Source organism: Luteimonas granuli (assembly GCF_007795095.1).
GTDB classification, from domain to species: Bacteria; Pseudomonadota; Gammaproteobacteria; order Xanthomonadales; family Xanthomonadaceae; genus Luteimonas; species Luteimonas granuli.
In genome coordinates, this window is sequence record NZ_CP042218.1 from 304,912 (window position 1) to 322,270 (window position 17,359).

Sequence of the window (17,359 nt, forward strand, 5' to 3'; positions counted from 1 at the left end):
CCCTCCGCGGGTCCCTCCAGAGCGCGGCCACTGCCCCCGGGGCAGACATGTTAGCGGCTGGACGGCAGGCCCTGTGATCGCCCGGTGCCATGGCACCGGCGCTGAACATGTCCCGCGCGGCGCACAGGCGGGTCCTTTCGAGGGCTCTCCGTGCGACTGCCGGCCCGAAACAACCGAGACACGGAACAAGCGCTCCCGCGGTCCGCCGTGGTGTGCAGCGCTGGAAGCAACCACCGCCGCCAGGCGCTCGCGCGCCGGCGGCAGGCCACATCCAGGCGAAACGCCCCGGCGTTCCGCGTGCGAGAGCGCGCGAGGACGCAACAATGAAGCGCATGCTGATCAATGCGACGCAGGCTGAAGAGCTGCGCGTCGCCATCGTCGATGGCCAGACCCTGTACGACATCGACATCGAGCAACCCTCGAAGGAACAGAAGAAGTCCAACATCTACAAGGGCCGCATCATCCGCATCGAGCCCTCGCTCGAGGCGGCCTTCATCGAATACGGCGCCGACCGCCATGGCTTCCTGCCGCTGAAGGAAATCTCCCGCGACTACTTCGCCGCAGGCGTCGACCACAACAAGGCCGGCATCAAGGAACTGCTGCGCGAGGGCCAGGAAGTCGTGGTCCAGGTGGACAAGGACGAGCGTGGCAACAAGGGCGCCGCCCTGACCACGTTCATCTCGCTGGCCGGCCGCTACATGGTGCTGATGCCGAACTCGCCCACCGCCGGCGGCGTCTCGCGCCGGATCGAGGGCGAGGACCGCGCCGAGCTGAAGAAGGCGATGGACTCGCTCACGATCCCCGACGACATGGGCGTGATCATCCGCACCGCCGGCGTCGGCCGGGACGCCGAAGAGCTGCAGTGGGACCTCGACTACCTGCTCTCGGTCTGGAAGGCCGTGGCCGAGGCCGCGCTCAGCAAGCCCGCGCCCTTCCTGATCTACCAGGAGTCGCGCCTGATCATCCGCGCGCTGCGCGACTACATGCGGGCCGATATCGGCGAGATCCTGGTCGACACCCCGGAGATGTACGCCGAGGCGCGCGAGTTCGTCGAACAGGTGATGCCGCACAACCTGCGCAAGCTCAAGCACTACACCGACGACGTCCCGCTGTTCAACCGCTTCCAGATCGAGTCGCAGATCGAGAACGCCTACGAGCGCACCATCCGCCTGCCCTCGGGCGGCGCGCTGGTGATCGACCAGACCGAGGCCCTGACCGCGGTCGACGTCAACTCGGCGCGCGCCACCAAGGGCGGCGACATCGAGGAAACCGCGTTCCACACCAACCTGGAAGCGGCCGATGAAGTGGCCCGCCAGCTGCGCCTGCGCGACCTCGGCGGCCTGGTGGTGATCGACTTCATCGACATGTCGTCGAACAAGCACCAGCGCGAGGTCGAGAACCGCCTGCAGAGCGCACTCAGGTACGACCGCGCGCGCGTGCAGCTGGGCCGCATCTCGCGCTTCGGGCTGCTGGAGATGAGCCGCCAGCGACTGCGCGCGAGCCTGGGCGAATCCAGCCAGATCGTCTGCCCGCGCTGCGAGGGCCACGGCCGCATGCGCAGCGTCGAGTCGCTGGCGCTGGCGATCATCCGCCTGGCCGAAGAGCACGCGATGAAGGACAACACCGGGCAGGTGCTCGTGCAGGCCCCGGTGGAGATCGCCAACTACCTGCTCAACGAGAAGCGCAGCGCGCTGGGCGAGATCGAGACCCGCCACAAGGCGCCGATCGTGATCGTCGCCGACGAGCAGCTGCACACGCCGCATTACGAAGTCACCCGCCTGCGCGCCAACGAGCTCGACGAGGAAGCTTCGAAGCCGAGCTATCGCCGCGGCACCCCACGCAAGGTCGCCACCATCGCGCTGACCAAGGCCAACCTCAACGTGCCGGCGGCCGCGGTCACCAAGGTCCAGCATGCGCGCCCCGCGCCCGTGCGCGAACCGCGTCCGGAGGCGGCACCCGCGCCGGCACCGGCACCGGCACCCGTCCTCGCGCCGGTCGCGGCGCCCGCCAGCGGCGGCATCGTCGGCTGGCTGAAGGCGCTGTTCGTCGGGCAGCCCGCCGTGGAGGCCGTGAAGCCGGGCGACGCGAAGACGGACGGGCGGCGTCGCGACGAGCGCGGCCAGCGCCAGGAGCGCGACGGCCGCGGCAGCCGCAACGGCGGCCGCGAAGGGGGCCGCCGCGACGGCCGCCGTGGCGGCGGCGGCGAGCAGCAGGTCCAGGCTGGCGGCAGGCAGAAAACGACCGGTCAGCAGGGACAGGCGGCCCAGAGCCAGGGCACCCAGGGCAGCCAGGACTCCCCGGGCGCGACCCAGAAGCCGCCGCGCGAGAAGCCGCAGCGCGAGAAGCGCGGCGAACGCACCGCCGGCGAGCGCGGTGGCCAGGGGCAGGAGCGGCAGCGCCGCGGCGAACAGCCGCAGGCACCTTCGGACAGCCGTGCCGGCAAGCAGCCGGAGGTGGCTGCCGACGCGGCAGCCGCCGCGGTCGCGGCAGCCGCGACCGCCACGACTGCGGTCACGAAGGACGCATCGCCGATCCCGACACAGTCCACTGACCCTGCTGTCACCGGCGAGGTCTCGCGTCCCGCTTCCGGGCCCGCGACGTCCGCCACGGAGGCAGCCGATTCCGGCGCCGATGCCCTCCAGGCGGGTGCGGCCAGCGGCGCCACGCCTGCGGCTTCCGAAGAAGAATCCGGCGAAGGCACGCAGAAGCGCCGTCGCGGCCGTCGCGGCGGCCGTCGCCGCCGTCGCGGCTCCGGAGAGGCCACGAGCACTGACGGCAGCCTGGATCTGGACGCCGACAACACCGCGGATGCCGGCGGGGAGGCGTCCGACGTCCCGGTGGCGCACAGCTCGCAGCCCGAATTCGACTTCGTGGACGACGCTGTGACCACGCAGCCTGACGCCCGGCGGGTGGCCGATGCCCCCGCCGCCGCGCCGGCAGTCGCCCCACAGGCCGTTCCGCCCGCGACTCCGGCAGCGGTCGCGGTCGCGGCCGCATCCGCAACAACATCCAAGGCGGGAGGTGCTGCACGGCAGACGCCGACGGCTGCCGGCATCGAGGGAGAGAGCGCCGTCGCCGCGCCTGCGGAAACGCAGGGTGAGGCCACGACGGCAGCGCTCGCGCCGGACGCCGGGGCGGTGAGGACGACAGCTGCCGAGCCGACCGAGCCGACCGAGCCGACTCCCGAGCCGACTTCCGAGCCCACTTCCGAGCCGACTTCCGAGCCCACTTCCGAGCCCACTTCCGAGCCGACCGCCGAATCGGCCTCCGGGTCGGCCGCCGAGCCCGGAATCGATCCGGTCGAGGAGTCGTCCGCCGCTGCGGGCGCCGAATCACCCGCGGCAGTCGGCTTCCCCGTGGAGCCGGCCGTTTCCGGGCACACGATCGCATCTGCCGCGCCTGCAGCGCCGTTCGAGCCTGCGTCGCCGCAGCCGCGCGGTCTGTTCGACAATCTCGAGCAGCCGGGCCCGGAAGTGGATGCCGGCGAGGTGGACAGCACGCCCGCCGACGCGGCCGCCGACGCAGCCGCCGACGCGGAAGCAGGAACCGACCACAAGGACGACGATCAGGCGCCCTCCGGCGCCTGATCGCGGGCCTCACCCCCGCGCCGTCAGGAAATGGCGTGCGCGGGGTCGGCCATACCGTACTGGCTGGCCAGGCGCGCGAGCGCGATGCTGTCGTGCACCTGCAGCTTTTCGAACAGCCGCGACTTGTGCGTGTTGATGGTCTTGGCACTGAGGCTCAGGCGCCGGGCGATCTCTTCCTGGCGCATGCCCTGGATCAGCAGCATCGCGACTTCGGTTTCGCGCGGCGACAGCGCGTCGAATGGGGACTCGAGGGCGTCCAGGCCCGACAGCGCCAGCGACTGCGCCACCCGGCTGGCCAGGAAGCGGCGACCCGAGGCCACCTCGCGCACCGCGCGCAGCAGTTCCTGGGCGTCGCCCCCCTTGCCGACGTAGCCGGCGGCACCCGCGGAGATCATCCGCTTCGGCATCGGGCCATCCTCGAGCACGGACACCACGATCACCTTCGGTCCGTATTCCCCGCGGACGATGCGCTCGGTCACCTCGAGCCCGCTGACTCCGGGCAGATGCAGGTCGCACAGCACGATGTCGGGCTTCAGCGCGCGGATCTCGGGCAGGGCGTCTTCCCCGCACTCCGCTTCGCCCACGACTTCGATGTCGGCCTGTGCCGACAGGATCATGCGCATCCCGGCGCGTACCAGTGCGTGGTCATCCACCACGTAGACCCTGATGGCCATCCCTGTCCTCCCTTGCGAAGCTGCTGCGTGAGAGCCCGCACCGAGGCTAACCGTGCGGTCCCTGGGCCGCAACAGGGTGTGGCAGGCGGTCCCGGTTGGCCGTGGCGGTCGCTGCCGCGTGTCCCGCAAGCCCGGGAGATACGGGAATCCATGGCGGAAGAGGTGGGATTCGAACCCACGAAAGGTTGCCCTTTGCCGGTTTTCAAGACCGGTGCCTTCAACCGCTCGGCCACTCTTCCGGGTATCTGGCGCGGCGATTTCCTACAGCCATCGGGCGATCATTCCCACGATGGCCGGCGCCGCGGCCCGCGGATTGTCGCACGCCGCGGCGAGGTTGCGCCCGCGCTCAGGCCGCCGCGCTTGCCGTATCGGCCGCCTCGTCGCGGCCGCAGTTCTGGCAGTCCAGGCGCGAGGATTCGATCAGCGGCGGCAGCTTCTCGGCGAGAAAGTCGATGAACACCCGCACCGCCGGCAGCAGTCCGCGCCGCGAGGCGAACACCAGGTGGGCGATGCCCTGCGGAAGGCGCCACTCCGGCAGCACCACTTCCAGGTCACCGTTGCGCACCGCTTCCGAGCACAGGGTTTCGGGCAGCATGGTGATGCCCAGGCCCTGGCGCGCCAGCGCCATCAGCATCGGGAAGTCGCCCCCGGCCACGCGCGGCTTGAGGTCGATGCGGCGCACTTCGCCGTCGGCCCCCTGCAGCTCCCAGCGCTGGCGCACCTCGTCCTCGCTCATGGTCATGGTGCTGTGGTCGTTGAGCTCCTCCGGCGTGGACGGCCGGCCCGCGCGATCGAGATAGGTCGGGCTGGCGACCAGAAGTTCCTGGATCTGGCCGAAGCTGCGCATCACCAGGCTGCCGTCGTCGTCGAGCTTGTTGCGTACGCGGATCGCCACGTCGAAGCCCTCGTTGATGACGTCGACGCGGCGGTTGCTCACGTGCATCTGCACCCGCACCTGCGGGTAGCGGGCGAGGAACTCGGGAAGCAGCTGCGGCATCTGCTGCTGCGCCAGTCCCACCGGCACGCTGGCGCGGACGATGCCGCGGGGCTCGGCGCTCAGGCGGTCCACCACCTCCCGCGCGGCGGCGGCCTCGGCCAGCATGGACTGCGCATGCCGGTACACGCTCTGCCCGACGTCGGTGACCGCGAAGCGACGCGTCGAACGCTGCAGCAGGCGGACGCCGAGTTCGGTCTCCAGTTGGCTGATGCGGCGCGACAGGCGCGACTTCGGGATGCCCATCGCGCGCTCGGCGGCGGCGAATCCGCCGTGGTCCACGACCATGGCGAAGTAGTAGAGATCGTTCAGATCCTGCATGGCGGCACCCTCTTCAGAACAATGAGATGTATTTTATCCCCATTGTCCCGGCCACGCAACGAAAAGGCCTGCGCTACAACAGGTTGCAGCGCACTGGTCTTTCCGAACGCCGGATGCGGTCGGCTCGGCTCAGGAAATCGATTCGGCGCCGCCCATATAGGGGCGCAGCGCTTCGGGCACCGTGATCGAGCCGTCGGCCTGCTGGTAGTTCTCCATCACCGCGACCAGCGCGCGGCCCACGGCCACGCCCGAACCGTTGAGCGTGTGCAGCGGCTCGGGCTTGCCTGTGGCATCGTTGCGCCAGCGCGCCAGCATGCGCCGGGCCTGGAAGTCCCCGCAGTTCGAGCATGACGAGATCTCGCGGTAACTGTCCTGCGAAGGCAGCCAGACCTCGAGGTCCCAGGTCTTGCGCGCGGCGAAACCCATGTCTCCCGAGCACAGCAGCATGCGCCGGTAGGGCAGTCCCAGGCGTTCGAGCACCACCTCCGCGCAGCGGGTCATGCGCTCGTGCTCGGCGTCACTGTCCCCGGGGCGCGTGATCGAGACCAGCTCCACCTTCTCGAACTGGTGCTGGCGGATCATCCCGCGGGTGTCGCGACCATGGCTGCCCGCTTCGGCGCGGAAGCACATCGAATGTGCGGCCATGCGCAACGGCAGGCGCTCCGGTTCGATGATGGCGTCGGCCACGAGATTGGTGAGAGGTACCTCGGCCGTGGGGATGAGGTAGCGCTTCGAGGCCGACTCCCCCTCGCCCACCGTGGTCGAGAACAGATCGTCCTCGAACTTCGGCAGCTGGCCGGTGCCGCGCATCGCGTCGGCGTTGACCAGGACCGGCACGCCCGTTTCCTCGTAGCCGTGCTCGTTGACGTGCAGGTCGAGCATGAACTGCGCCAGCGCGCGATGCAGGCGCGCGAGCTGGCCGCGCAGCACGGTGAAGCGCGCGCCGGAGAGCCTGGCGGCGGCCTCGCCGTCGAGCCAGCCGTGGCGGACGCCAAGGTCGACGTGGTCGCGTACCGGGAAGTCGAACGCGCGCGGCGTGCCCCAGCGGTGCTGCTCGACGTTGGCCGACTCGTCCGCACCCGGCGGAACCGAGTCGTCGGGAATATTGGGAATGCCGAGGGCAAGGGCGTCCAGCTCCGCACGGATGCGTTCCAGCTCGACCTCGGAGGCCTTCAGCGCATCGCCGGATCCGGACACTTCGGCCTTGAGGGCTTCCGCCTTGGCCAGGTTCGCCTCGGCCTGGCCGGAGTCCCCGCTCGCCCTGAGGCGTGCGATCGACCCCATGAGCATGCCGATCTCCTTGCTGTGCGCGTTGCGCAGGCTCTGCAGCTCCTGGGTACGCACCTGCAGCGCCTTGCGCCCGGACTCGAGGCGTTCCAGGGCGGCGGCGTCGAGTTCGAATCCGCGGCTCTCGCGCAGACGACGGGCAAGCGCGGCAGGATCCTGGCGCAGGAGATTGGGGTCGAGCATCGCGTCGCTTCGGGCAGTGGCGGGAGCCGTGATTATCGCGTGTCGCGCCCGGCTTTGCTCCGCGCGCCAGCGATGGAGGAACCGCGGCGGAACGCCCATGGCAGAATCGGGGGCGTCGCGACGACCCTCCCCTTCATGGCAGCCACCTCCACACGCAGTCCTCGTCCCCTTCCCACCCGGCGCGGCTGGTGGCTGGTGGCCGCCGGCGTCCTCGCCGGCCTGGCGATCTTCCTCGTGTTCTGGCTCGGTCAGCGCGGAGCTCCGCAACCGCACCCTGACGATGCCGGGGCACCGGCGGCCGCGGCGCCCGTTTTCCGGCCGCTGCCGGTGCCGCGGGCCCCGGGACCGGGACCAGCCTCGGGACGCGCGCCGGCCGAGGCGTCGAACGCCGCTCCGGCCGCGGTCGACCTGGGAGGTCCTGCAGGGCTGCCTCCGGTCGCGGGTCCGGATCCGCGCGCGGCTCCGCTCCCGCCTCCGGAGGAGTCCGTCGTTCCTTCGTTCAGCCCTCCGGTCCCGATCGCGTCGCCCGGCCCGCGCTATCCGGCACGGGCGCTGCGCCGAGGGGAGTCCGGCGAAGTGCTGCTGCGGGTCCATGTCGATGCGCGCGGCCTCCCGGTGCAGATCGAGGTCGCCTCCAGCAGCGGTTCCAGGGAGCTCGACCGCGCCGCATCGAATGCCGTCCGCCGCTGGCGTTTCCGCCCGGCAACGCAGGGCGGTGAGCCGGTGTCAGGCGTAGTGAACGTACCGGTCACCTTCAACAGCGGACGCTGACCGGCAGGCCCGCACACGCGATCGCCACTCCGTTTGTGTGACGCTCATCGCATCGCAGCCGCGCGCTGGAGGAACAGGCCATGAGCGATCGCGACCGGGACCGCTCCCCGCGGCCCGGGCAGCCGGCTCCACCGCCTCGCGACCCCGGACCCGGAAGCGCCACCCCCTGCTCTGGATCCTGGTGCTGCTGGCCCTGTTGGCCTTCGGCTGGTTCATCTACAACGAGCGCGCCGGGGCCCCGGTTGCCCCGCCCGCACCGCCGATCGGAGTCGGCGACGCTGCCGGCCCCGCGCGCGATGGGCGCAGGCCGAAGCCGGTGGCCTGCGCCAGCGCATCGAAGCCCGGGAACGAGGTCGCGACGTTGGCGACGTCCGCGATCTCCACCTCGCCTCGGGCGACCTGCGCAGCGACCGCGAACGCCATCGCGATGCGGTGATCGCCGCGACTGTCGACGCTGCCGCCGCGCAGCGGTCCCCCTTCGATCAGCATGCCGTCGGGCGTCTCGTCCACGCGCGCACCGAGGGCCGCGAGGCCCGTGGCCATCGCATGGATGCGGTCGGATTCCTTCACCCTGAGTTCTTCCGCGCCACGGATCCGCGTGCGGCCCTCCGCACACGCCGCCGCCACGGCGAACACCGGGAATTCGTCGATCATGTCCGCCACCAGCGCCTCGGGCAGGTCGATCCCCTGCAACGGCGCATGGCGCACCTCCAGGTCCGCGATCGGTCCGCAGGCCCCCGGGCGGCGGCCGGTCTCGCGGATGTCGGCGCCCATCGCGCGCAGCACGTCGAGAAGGCCGGTGCGCCGCGGGTCGACGCCCACCGAGCGCAGCCGCAGCAACGAGCCCGGCACCAGGGTCGCGGCCACGATGAAGAAGGCGGCGGAGGAGAAGTCTCCCGGCACCTCGATGTCGCACGCGCACAGCCGGTGGCCTCCGTCGAGCCTCGCATGCCCCGGCGCGGATTCGACCGGCCAGCCGAAGGCCGCGAGCATGCGTTCGGTGTAGTCGCGGGTCGGTCGGGGCTCGCGCACCCTGGTTGCCCCTTCCGCGTACAGGCCGGCGAGCAGCACGGCGGACTTCACCTGCGCGCTCGCCACCGGCAGTTCGTAGTCGATGCCGCGCAGCGCACGTCCGCCCGCGATGCGCAGCGGCGGTCGCTCGCCGTCATCCGAGTCGATCGCCGCCCCCATCGCACGCAGCGGCGCCATCACCCGCTGCATCGGCCGCTGCGACAGCGACGCGTCGCCGGCGAGCACGCTGTCGAAGCGCTGCCCCGCGAGCAGGCCGGCAAGCAGGCGCATGGCGGTGCCCGAGTTGCCACAGTCGAGCACGCCGGCGGGTGCGCGCAGACCGTCGAGGCCGACGCCGTGGACGATGCGGCGGGTCGGTGCCGGCGCGTCGATCTTCACCCCCATGGCGGTGAAGATCGCCGCCGTGGCGCGCGTGTCCTCGCCTTCGAGGAAGCCGTCGATGCGCGACGTCCCGTCGGCCAGCGCACCCAGCATCACCGCGCGGTGCGAGATCGATTTGTCGCCCGGGACCCTGATCTCGCCGGCAAGTGCCCGGCCCGTCGACGCCAGCCAGTCCATGCGTGCGCCCTGCCCTGCGCTCACGGCACGGCCACCGGGTAGGAACCCAGCACCCGTACCTCGCCTGCGAACGCGTCGATCTCGGCCAGCGCATCCTTCAGCGGCGACTCGTCGGCATGCCCGCCCACCTCGATGAAGAAAGCGTACTGCCACAGCGCGCCGTGCGCCGGCCGCGACTCGATGCGGTCCATGCTGATGCCATGCCGCGCCAGCGGCTCGAGGATGCGGTACAGCGCGCCTGGCTGGTCCCGGATCGACACCAGCAGCGAGGTGCGGTCGTGGCCCGACGGCGGGAAGGCGGCGCGACCGAGCACCAGGAAGCGGGTGGTGTTGTCGTTGCGGTCCTCGATCGGACCGGCGACCACCTTCAGGCCGTAGACCTGGCCCGCGGTCTCGCCGGCGATGGCCGCGGCGTCGTCGGCATTGCGGGCACGGCGTGCGCCCTCGGCGTTGCTCGCCACCGGCAGCCGCTCGGCCAGCGGCAGGTGCTGCCGCAGCCAGTGCTTGCACTGCGCCAGCGACAGCCCGTGCGAGTAGATGCGCTCGATGTCCTCGATGCGCCCGGTGCGCGACATCAGATACTGGTGCACGCGCAGCTCGACCTCGCCGCAGATCATCAGCGGCGAGGTCAGGAACATGTCGAGCGTGGACTGGATCGTACCCTGGCTGGAGTTCTCCACCGGCACCACGCCGAAGTCGGCGGCGCCGGAGGCCACCTCCTCGAACACCTCCTCCACGCTGGCCAGCGGCAGCCCGTGCGCGGAATGTCCGAAGTGCTTCTGCATGGCCTGCTGCGAGAAGGTGCCCTCGGGGCCGAGGTAGCCGACCTTCAGCGGCTCCTGCTGCGCCAGGCAAGCGGACATGATCTCGCGGAACAGCCGCACCAGCACCGCGTCCGAAAGCGGCCCCTGGTTGCGGTCCACCACCCGGCGCAGGACCTGCGCCTCGCGCTCGGGGCGGTAGTAGTCGATGGCGGCGGCAAGCCGACCCTTGGCGCGCCCGACCTGGCGGGCGAACAGGGCGCGCTCGGCGATCAGCGCCTGGATCTCGCGGTCGATGCCGTCGATCTGCGCCCGCACCGCGGCGAGGTCGGGCTTCGCGCCGGCGGCGTCCGTCCGGGACCCGCCAGCTTCACCACCCTGGTCGCCCTCGCGGTCGATGTCGCGGGTGTCAACCATGGCGGCGCTGGAAGTCCCGCATATGGTCCACAAGCGCCTGCACGCCGGCCAGCGGCATCGGGTTGTAGATCGAGGCGCGCATGCCGCCGACCACGCGGTGCCCCTTGAGGCCGACCAGTCCGGCCTCGCGCGCCTCGGCCAGGAAGGGGGCGTCGAGCGCGGGATCGGGCAGGAAGAACGGCACGTTCATGCGCGAGCGCACGGCGGGGTCGACCTCGTTCCGGTACCAGCCACCGGAGCCGTCGATGGCGGCGTACAGCAGCTTCGCCTTCTCGTCGCTGCGGCGCGCGAACTCTTCCACTCCGCCCTCTTCGAGCATCCAGCGGAAGGTCAGCCCTGCCACGTACCAGTTCCAGGTCGGCGGCGTGTTGAGCATGGAGTCGGCGGCCAGCTGCAGGCGGTAGTCGAAGATGTCGGCGCGCGGCTGGCCGGCGCGCTCGAGCAGGTCCCGGCGCACGATCACCACCCCGATGCCGACCGGCCCGAGGTTCTTCTGCGCGCCGGCGTAGATCGCACCGAAGCGCGACACATCGATCGGCTCGGAGGCGATGCTGGAGCTGAAGTCCGCGAACAGCGGCACGTCGCCGGTGTCGGGGAAGGCATGGCCACCGGGCGCCGCCGGTCGGAACTCGACGCCGTGGATGGTCTCGTTGGCGGTGACGTGGACATAGGCCGCTCCGTCGGACAGGCGCCAGGACTCCACCGGCGGGATGCTGCGGTAGCCGTCGTCCTCGCTGCTGGCGGCGACGTTGAGGTCCACGTAGGGCCGCGCCTGCCGCGTCGCGGTCGCACCCCAGTGGCCGGTCAGTACGTAGTCGGCGCGCTGGCCCGGGTCGGCGAAGTTCAACGGCAGCAGCGCCTGCTGGGTGGTGGCGCCACCGGGCAGGAACAGCACCGCGTACTCGGCCGGGATCGACAGCAGTGCGCGCAGGTCGGCCTCGGCTTGCGCCGCGATCTCGATGAACTCCGGTCCCCGGTGGCTGATCTCGACGATCGAGGCGCCGGCGTCGCCGTACTCGAGCATGGTGTCGCGGGCCTGGAGCAGCACGGACTCCGGCAGCATGGCGGGACCGGGGCTGAAATTGTAGGCGCGCGACATGCCATGACCTCGTTGCGTTGGATGGGCGATCCAGTATGCCGCAATGCAGCACCATGACAGCGGGCGCGGGACCGCAGGCGTACGATGGAACGCACCGAACTGGCGAGCCCCGGCCATGTCCCGAACCCGGATCCCCACCCCGCCCGCGGCCGGAATCACCGGCGAATCCGTGTACCGCGACCGCCGCCGGCTGCTGCAGGCGCTGGCGCTCGCGCCGGCGCTGGTCGCGGCCGGCTGCCGCGGCGAGCCTCCGCCGCCGATGGACGTGCCGCGCGCAGCCACCCCGCCGCCCGGCGGTGGCGAGGCGACGGGCTTCGACACCGACGAACCGCTGACCCGCGAGCAGGATGCCACCAGCTACAACAACTTCTACGAGTTCGGCAGCGGAAAGACCGACCCTTCGCGCGCCCGCAAGACGCTGGTGACCTCGCCCTGGTCGGTCGCGGTCTCGGGCGAATGCGCCCGCCCCGGCACGGTGCCGCTGGAGACCCTGCTCAAGGGCCTGGTACCGGAGGAGCGCATCTATCGCATGCGCTGCGTCGAAGGCTGGTCGATGGTGATCCCGTGGCTGGGCGTGCCGCTGGGCCAGGTACTGAAGCGCTTCGAACCGGGCGCGGATGCGAAATTCGTCGCCTTCACCAGCCTGGCCGACCCGCGCCAGATGCCCGGGGTGCGCGTGCCCATCCTCGACTGGCCCTACCGCGAGGGCCTGCGGATCGACGAGGCCATGCATCCGCTCACCCTGCTGGTCACCGGCATGTACGGCAAGCCGCTCCAGCAGCAGAACGGGGCGCCGCTGCGGCTGGTGGTCCCGTGGAAGTACGGCTTCAAGGGCATCAAGTCGATCGTCGCCATCGAGTTCACCCGAAAGGCCCCACGCACCGCCTGGAACGACATGCAGCCGCGCGAGTACGGCTTCTTCGCCAACGTCAACCCGGCCGTGGACCATCCACGCTGGAGCCAGGCCACCGAGCGCCGGATCGCCGGCGACGGCAACCGCCTGTTCGCCGACCGCATTCCGACCCGTCCCTTCAACGGCTACGCAGATCAGGTCGCCGGCCTCTACCGGGGCATGGATCTGGCGCGCTGGTACTGAACATGGCGGCAGGACGCGGCCTCGTCCTGGCCAAGGTCGCGGTGCATGGGGCGGCGATGGCGCCATTGGCCGTGCTGGGCTGGCATGCCTGGCAGGTTGGCAGCGGTGCCGACCTCGATGCGCTGGGCGCGGAGCCGGTGGCGGCCATCGAGCACGAACTCGGGCTGTGGGCGCTGCGGCTGCTGCTGGCCACGCTCGCGATCACCCCGCTGCGACAGCTGCTGCAGCAACCGGTGCTGATACGCTTCCGGCGCATGCTCGGGCTGTACGCCTTCGCCTATGCGAGCCTGCATTTCGCCGCCTACCTGGTGCTCGACCTGCGTGGCTGGTGGACACAGGTGCTGTCGGAGATCGTCGAACGCCCCTACATCACCGTCGGGTTCGCCGCCTGGCTGCTGCTCGTGCCGCTGGCACTGACCTCGACCCGCGGCTGGATGCGGCGGCTGGGCCGCGGCTGGGGGCGGCTGCACCGCCTGGTCCATGTCATCGCCGTGCTGGCGGTGCTTCACTTCTGGTGGGTGGTCAAGTCCGATGTCCGCGAGCCGCTGCTGTACGCGGCGATCCTGGCGGCGCTGCTGGCCTGGCGCCTGGCGTGGCGCAGGCGGCACCGCCCATCCCCATCGCGCGCGAACGCCTCAACCCGTGCCGAACAGCAGCAGTAGCGCCAGCAGGCCGGCCAGGACCACGGCCGCCAACAGCAGCCACGGCAGGCGCATGCCCCTGGCGCGATGGCGCGACTCCGCCGTCGGGGCGCGGACCGTGGCGTCGGCGGCGTGCGGTCTCCCGGAAACGGCCGACGGCGCCTCGAGCACGAAGCGGTGATGCGCGTCGAACACGATCTGGTCGCCCGGCCGCAGCACCGCATCGCGCACCGCCTCGCCATTGACCTGGCTGCCGTCGGCCGATCCGAGGTCCCGCAGCACCACCTGGCCGCGCAGCATCTCCACGCGCGCGTGGCGCTCGGCGAAGGCGGCCTCGTCGATGCGGATGTCCGCCTCGGGCGCGCGCCCGACCAGGCGCGGTCGCTCGAGGGTGAAGCTGCGCCCGTGGTAGCGGCCGCCGACGCCGCGCAACACCACGCGCACGTCTCCGGCCTCCCCGGTGCTGTCGCCGAAACCGGCCGGAGGCTGACGCGGGGGCCGCGGAGCAACCAGACGCATGCCGCTGCCGTCGACGAACACCGCGTCCCCGACCCGCAGCATGGCCATGCGCAGCACCGGCCGGCCGTTGACATGCACGCCGCGCGTGCCTGCGGGGACGGTGAGCCAGACGCCGCGGCGGTCGACGCAGAAGCTGACCATGGGCGATGCGGACACCGGCCCGAGGTCGCCGCCGCCGTCGACGCGTCCCACGCCGTGCACGCCCACGGGAAGCGGATAGTCTTCGCCGCTGGAGTCGAAGCGCAGCCTGAGGGTTTCCATTCGCGGGGAAATCTAGCATGCGTGCCCTTGGATCGCGCGGGCTCCGCACCGAGAATACGCAGCCCTGCCGCCGGAGCACGCCATGTCCGCCATCGACATCCACCACCCGCACCGGCTGCCCATGCCGCGAGCCCGCGCGGTGGCCCAGCAGGTCGCCGACAAGCTCGTCGACCGTTTCGGGGTGGAGTGCCGCTGGAGCGACGATGTGCTGGACTTCAGCCGCGCCGGGGTGGACGGCAGCATCGCGCTGCGCCCTGGCGAGGTGCATGTCACCGCCCGCCTGGGCTTCCTGTTCGCCGCCATGCAGGGGCCGATCGAAGCCGAGATCCGGCGCGTGCTCGGCACGCATTTCGGTTGAGGACGAGGGACGGCCGCGGCGCGGGCACATCTGCGTCTATCCTAAGGGGTGCTCAGGGAAGGGGGAGCGGAACACCATGCTGAAATGGCTGCCAGCGATCGTCGTTGTACTCGTCCTCGGTTCGGCCATGTCCTGGCTCGCGCACGGTCCACTGCGGCGTCGCGACGAGATCCGGGCGGGGATCGCCGCGCTGTCGGCGATGTCCTGGCGCGAATTCATGCACATCGTGCTGGAGGCCATGTCCCGGCGCGGCTTCCACCGTCTGGTCGGCCGCGAGGCCCCGGCCGGTGACAGCGACTACACCCTGGTCCGCAACGGGGAACATTGGCTGCTGTCGGCCAAGCACGGCAGCGCCTTCGTGCTGGGGCGGGCGCCGGTGGACGACCTGGCGGCGGACATGGGCCTCGCCGGCGCCGCGGGCGGACTTCTGCTCACCCAGGGCCGGATCGACGACGAAGCCCGCAAGGCGGCGCGCGGCCGACCGATCGAACTGCTGGACGGGGCCGCGCTGTGGCCGGAGCTCGGCGCCCTGGTGCCAGCGCAGGCCGCGATCCGCGAAGCCTCGGCCCGGCGGGCCCGTACGCTCAGCCTGGGCGGCTGGCTGCTGGCCCTGCCCATCGGCGTCGCGGTATTCGCGCTCATGCCCGAGGCGCCGCCGGCCGGGCCGGTGAAAGCCACGCGGCCGGTTGCCACGCAGCCCGGGGCGGTACCGGATGCGGACCAGACGGTCGCGATGGAAGAACCGGCAGCCCCGATCGAGGAACAGCGCCGCGAACTGGCCAGCACCGTCGCCACCCTGCCGATGGTGACGCGGGCGGCGTGGGCCAGCACCTCGACGCTGGAAGTGGCCGTGGTCGAAACCGGCACCGATCCGATCGATGCGATCTGCCCGCTGGTGGAGCGCTTCCCGGCGCTGGCCTCGTCGCGGATCCAGCTCACGCCACCGCCGGACAGCGGCCGACCGGTCCGCTTCCGTCAGTGCCGCAGCTACTGACGACCCGGCCGCGCCGGCCGCGCCGGCTGTCACCGGACAGTCACCGGACCGACATCACGGGGTCACTGCCGATGGCTGGAATACACCCCGCGGCGGCCCGTGCAGCGCGCTCGATGGCACGCGCGCCGGCTGCCCATCTCTCCCCCTCCTGATTCTCGAGGGGACGCTCCGTTCGAGTGCTGGCCGCCCGCCACGGACGCAGGGGGGATGCCCAGCCGGATTATGCGCGTCCTGCTCCCAGATCCGGCCGCCGGCCATCCATGGCCGGCTCTGGGCATCCCCCCCTGCATCCGCGGCGGGCACGACCTCTGGTCGCGGGCGGGAGGAGGTCTACGCCGACGGCGACGTCGACATCGAAGCGGCCGGATCCTGATGAGCCAGGCTGCTCGCGACCGCTCCTGCTCTTGGTCTTCCCTCCCGAAGCCGCAGAACGGTGGAGCCCGTCCCGCGCACAGGGGGTGTGCGGACAGCCGGCCAGGGATGGCCGGCGGCCGGCCGATGGGAGCAGGACGCGGAGACGGCCGGGGGAGCACACCCCCTGTGCGCGGGACGGGCCGCGCGGATCCCAACGGAGTCCGGAGAAGAACCCTTTTTTCCGTGCGGGAGCATCGATGACAGACACCGTCATCACACTGTCACAAAAACATCATCCAATGTGCGTGCGCCCTCGCGGCATCCCGCCCACACGGAACTCCTGCCATGACCCTCCCCAAGCTGCGCCTCGCCTCGCTCGCGCTCGCTTCTGCGCTGTTCGCCGTCGCCTGCCAGCCTTCCGGAACCGCTCCTGCCGACGGTTCCGCCCCTGCCGACCGCGTGTCCACGCAGGTCTCCGGTGCCGGCGCCTCGTTCATCTATCCGCTGGTCTCCAGGTGGTCGGCCGACTACAACGCCGCCACCGGCATGCAGGTCAACTACCAGTCGATCGGCTCGGGCGGCGGCATCGCCCAGGTCAAGGCCGGCACCGTCGACTTCGGCTCCAGCGACAAGCCGCTGTCCAGCGCCGAACTGGCCGAAGCCGGCCTCGGCCAGTTCCCTTCGGCGATCGGCGGCGTGGTGCCGGTGGTCAACATCGAGGGCCTGGCGCCGGGCGCGCTCAAGCTCACCGGCCCGCTGCTGGCCGACATCTTCCTCGGCAAGGTCACCGCCTGGAATGCGCCGGAAATCGCCGCGGTCAATCCCGGCCTGTCGCTGCCCGAGGGCAAGATCAGCATCGTCCACCGCTCCGACGGCTCCGGCACCAGCTTCAACTTCACCAATTACCTGTCCAAGGTCAGCCCCGACTGGAAGCAGAAGGTCGGCGAAGGCACCTCGGTGTCCTGGCCGCTGGGCGTCGGCGGCAAGGGCAACGAGGGCGTGGCCTCCTACGTGCAGCAGATCAAGGGCGCCATCGGCTACGTCGAGCTTGCCTACGCGCTGCAGAACACCATGCCCTACGCCTCGATGCAGAACGCCGCGGGCAACTTCGTCGAGCCGAGCGCCGAGAGCTTCGCCGCCGCCGCGCGCACCGCGGACTGGGCTTCGGCCAGCGACTTCGACCTGGTGATCACCGACGCCCCGGGCGCCGACTCCTGGCCGATCACGGCCACCAACTTCATGCTGATGCCCAAGCAGCCCAAGGACCCGGCCCGCAGCAAGGCCGCGCTGGAATTCTTCAAGTGGGCGCTGCACAACGGCCAGGACCAGGCCTCCGAGCTGCACTACGTACCGCTGCCGGCCGAACTGGTGGCGCAGGTCGAGGCCTACTGGGCCGCCGAGTTCGAATAAGGCAGCAGGGCCCGCCGCGTGTGCGGCGGGCCGGACTCCAGC

13 protein-coding genes, 1 tRNA gene and 1 pseudogene are annotated in these 17,359 nt (G+C 71.2%); 7 read left to right on the plus strand and 8 right to left on the minus strand.

Features of this window, described 5'->3' with window-relative positions:
• Nucleotides 1–323: 323 nt before the first annotated feature.
• Nucleotides 324–3,587, plus strand: a complete 3,264-nt coding sequence (locus FPZ22_RS01395) for an Rne/Rng family ribonuclease (RefSeq protein ID WP_144889589.1) — start codon at nt 324–326, stop codon at nt 3,585–3,587.
• Between the two features lie 23 nt (nt 3,588–3,610).
• Here the strand turns inward: FPZ22_RS01395 and FPZ22_RS01400 are convergent, their stop codons facing one another.
• From FPZ22_RS01400 to serS, 4 genes are all read right to left on the minus strand, one after another.
• A complete protein-coding gene (locus tag FPZ22_RS01400) occupies nt 3,611–4,261 on the minus strand; it encodes a response regulator (RefSeq protein WP_144889591.1) in 651 nt (216 codons plus the stop codon).
• Nucleotides 4,262–4,412: 151 nt separating this feature from the next.
• Nucleotides 4,413–4,500: transfer RNA gene (locus tag FPZ22_RS01405), tRNA-Ser, on the minus strand.
• A gap of 107 nt (nt 4,501–4,607) precedes the next feature.
• The gene (locus FPZ22_RS01410) at nt 4,608–5,576 is read right to left on the minus strand and encodes a LysR family transcriptional regulator (protein WP_144889593.1); all 969 of its coding nucleotides are present in this window, start codon (nt 5,574–5,576) and stop codon (nt 4,608–4,610) included.
• Nucleotides 5,577–5,705: 129 nt separating this feature from the next.
• Entirely contained in the window at nt 5,706–7,046 is a 1,341-nt protein-coding gene (gene serS / locus FPZ22_RS01415; protein ID WP_144889595.1) for a serine--tRNA ligase, read from the minus strand.
• A 576-nt stretch (nt 7,047–7,622) separates the two neighbouring features.
• On the opposite strand from serS, the gene FPZ22_RS13900 reads away from it, so the two are divergent.
• A complete protein-coding gene (locus FPZ22_RS13900; protein ID WP_246120841.1) occupies nt 7,623–7,817 on the plus strand; it encodes an energy transducer TonB in 195 nt (64 codons plus the stop codon).
• A 303-nt stretch (nt 7,818–8,120) separates the two neighbouring features.
• Here FPZ22_RS13900 and aroA read toward each other — a convergent pair.
• From aroA to serC, 3 genes and pseudogenes are all read right to left on the minus strand, one after another.
• A pseudogene (gene aroA, locus FPZ22_RS01425) lies at nt 8,121–9,407 on the minus strand (3-phosphoshikimate 1-carboxyvinyltransferase); the annotation flags it as partial.
• 20 nt (nt 9,408–9,427) lie between these two features.
• The gene (pheA, locus tag FPZ22_RS01430; protein WP_144889598.1) at nt 9,428–10,585 is read right to left on the minus strand and encodes a prephenate dehydratase; all 1,158 of its coding nucleotides are present in this window, start codon (nt 10,583–10,585) and stop codon (nt 9,428–9,430) included.
• A complete protein-coding gene (gene serC / locus FPZ22_RS01435; protein ID WP_144889600.1) occupies nt 10,578–11,684 on the minus strand; it encodes a 3-phosphoserine/phosphohydroxythreonine transaminase in 1,107 nt (368 codons plus the stop codon). Before serC ends, pheA begins: the two co-directional genes overlap by 8 nt.
• Before the next feature lie 115 nt (nt 11,685–11,799).
• On the opposite strand from serC, the gene msrP reads away from it, so the two are divergent.
• Together msrP and FPZ22_RS01445 are read left to right on the plus strand one after the other, a co-directional pair.
• A complete protein-coding gene (gene msrP / locus FPZ22_RS01440) occupies nt 11,800–12,780 on the plus strand; it encodes a protein-methionine-sulfoxide reductase catalytic subunit MsrP (protein WP_144889602.1) in 981 nt (326 codons plus the stop codon).
• 2 nt (nt 12,781–12,782) lie between these two features.
• Nucleotides 12,783–13,442, plus strand: coding sequence for a protein-methionine-sulfoxide reductase heme-binding subunit MsrQ (locus tag FPZ22_RS01445; RefSeq protein WP_144889604.1), 660 nt, complete (start codon nt 12,783–12,785; stop codon nt 13,440–13,442).
• Here FPZ22_RS01445 and FPZ22_RS01450 read toward each other — a convergent pair.
• Complete coding sequence (locus FPZ22_RS01450) at nt 13,416–14,201, minus strand: FHA domain-containing protein (RefSeq protein WP_144889606.1); 786 nt, start codon at nt 14,199–14,201, stop codon at nt 13,416–13,418. The genes FPZ22_RS01445 and FPZ22_RS01450 overlap by 27 nt on opposite strands.
• Nucleotides 14,202–14,283: 82 nt before the next feature.
• On the opposite strand from FPZ22_RS01450, the gene FPZ22_RS01455 reads away from it, so the two are divergent.
• The 3 genes from FPZ22_RS01455 to pstS all read left to right on the plus strand — a co-directional run bounded on the left by FPZ22_RS01455 (nt 14,284) and on the right by pstS (nt 17,317).
• Complete coding sequence (locus FPZ22_RS01455; RefSeq protein ID WP_144889608.1) at nt 14,284–14,559, plus strand: polyhydroxyalkanoic acid system family protein; 276 nt, start codon at nt 14,284–14,286, stop codon at nt 14,557–14,559.
• A 76-nt stretch (nt 14,560–14,635) separates the two neighbouring features.
• The gene (locus FPZ22_RS01460; protein WP_168198893.1) at nt 14,636–15,553 is read left to right on the plus strand and encodes a restriction endonuclease; all 918 of its coding nucleotides are present in this window, start codon (nt 14,636–14,638) and stop codon (nt 15,551–15,553) included.
• Between the two features lie 699 nt (nt 15,554–16,252).
• Nucleotides 16,253–17,317: a phosphate ABC transporter substrate-binding protein PstS gene (gene pstS / locus FPZ22_RS01465; RefSeq protein ID WP_144889612.1), complete on the plus strand. Its 1,065-nt coding sequence runs from the start codon at nt 16,253–16,255 to the stop codon at nt 17,315–17,317.
• The last annotated feature ends 42 nt before the right edge of the window (nt 17,318–17,359 follow it).

What these genes read in the sequence shown, in the direction of transcription:
- FPZ22_RS01445 (WP_144889604.1), top strand. Translation starts at nt 12,783, where the DNA reads ATGGCGGCAGGACGCGGCCTCGTCCTGGCCAAGGTCGCGGTGCATGGG.
- serC (WP_144889600.1), bottom strand. Translation starts at nt 11,684, where the DNA reads ATGTCGCGCGCCTACAATTTCAGCCCCGGTCCCGCCATGCTGCCGGAG.
- FPZ22_RS01460 (WP_168198893.1), top strand. Translation starts at nt 14,636, where the DNA reads ATGCTGAAATGGCTGCCAGCGATCGTCGTTGTACTCGTCCTCGGTTCG.
- serS (WP_144889595.1), bottom strand. Translation starts at nt 7,046, where the DNA reads ATGCTCGACCCCAATCTCCTGCGCCAGGATCCTGCCGCGCTTGCCCGT.
- FPZ22_RS01450 (WP_144889606.1), bottom strand. Translation starts at nt 14,201, where the DNA reads ATGGAAACCCTCAGGCTGCGCTTCGACTCCAGCGGCGAAGACTATCCG.
- pstS (WP_144889612.1), top strand. Translation starts at nt 16,253, where the DNA reads ATGACCCTCCCCAAGCTGCGCCTCGCCTCGCTCGCGCTCGCTTCTGCG.
- FPZ22_RS01395 (WP_144889589.1), top strand. Translation starts at nt 324, where the DNA reads ATGAAGCGCATGCTGATCAATGCGACGCAGGCTGAAGAGCTGCGCGTC.
- pheA (WP_144889598.1), bottom strand. Translation starts at nt 10,585, where the DNA reads ATGGTTGACACCCGCGACATCGACCGCGAGGGCGACCAGGGTGGTGAA.
- FPZ22_RS01455 (WP_144889608.1), top strand. Translation starts at nt 14,284, where the DNA reads ATGTCCGCCATCGACATCCACCACCCGCACCGGCTGCCCATGCCGCGA.
- msrP (WP_144889602.1), top strand. Translation starts at nt 11,800, where the DNA reads ATGTCCCGAACCCGGATCCCCACCCCGCCCGCGGCCGGAATCACCGGC.
- FPZ22_RS01410 (WP_144889593.1), bottom strand. Translation starts at nt 5,576, where the DNA reads ATGCAGGATCTGAACGATCTCTACTACTTCGCCATGGTCGTGGACCAC.
- FPZ22_RS01400 (WP_144889591.1), bottom strand. Translation starts at nt 4,261, where the DNA reads ATGGCCATCAGGGTCTACGTGGTGGATGACCACGCACTGGTACGCGCC.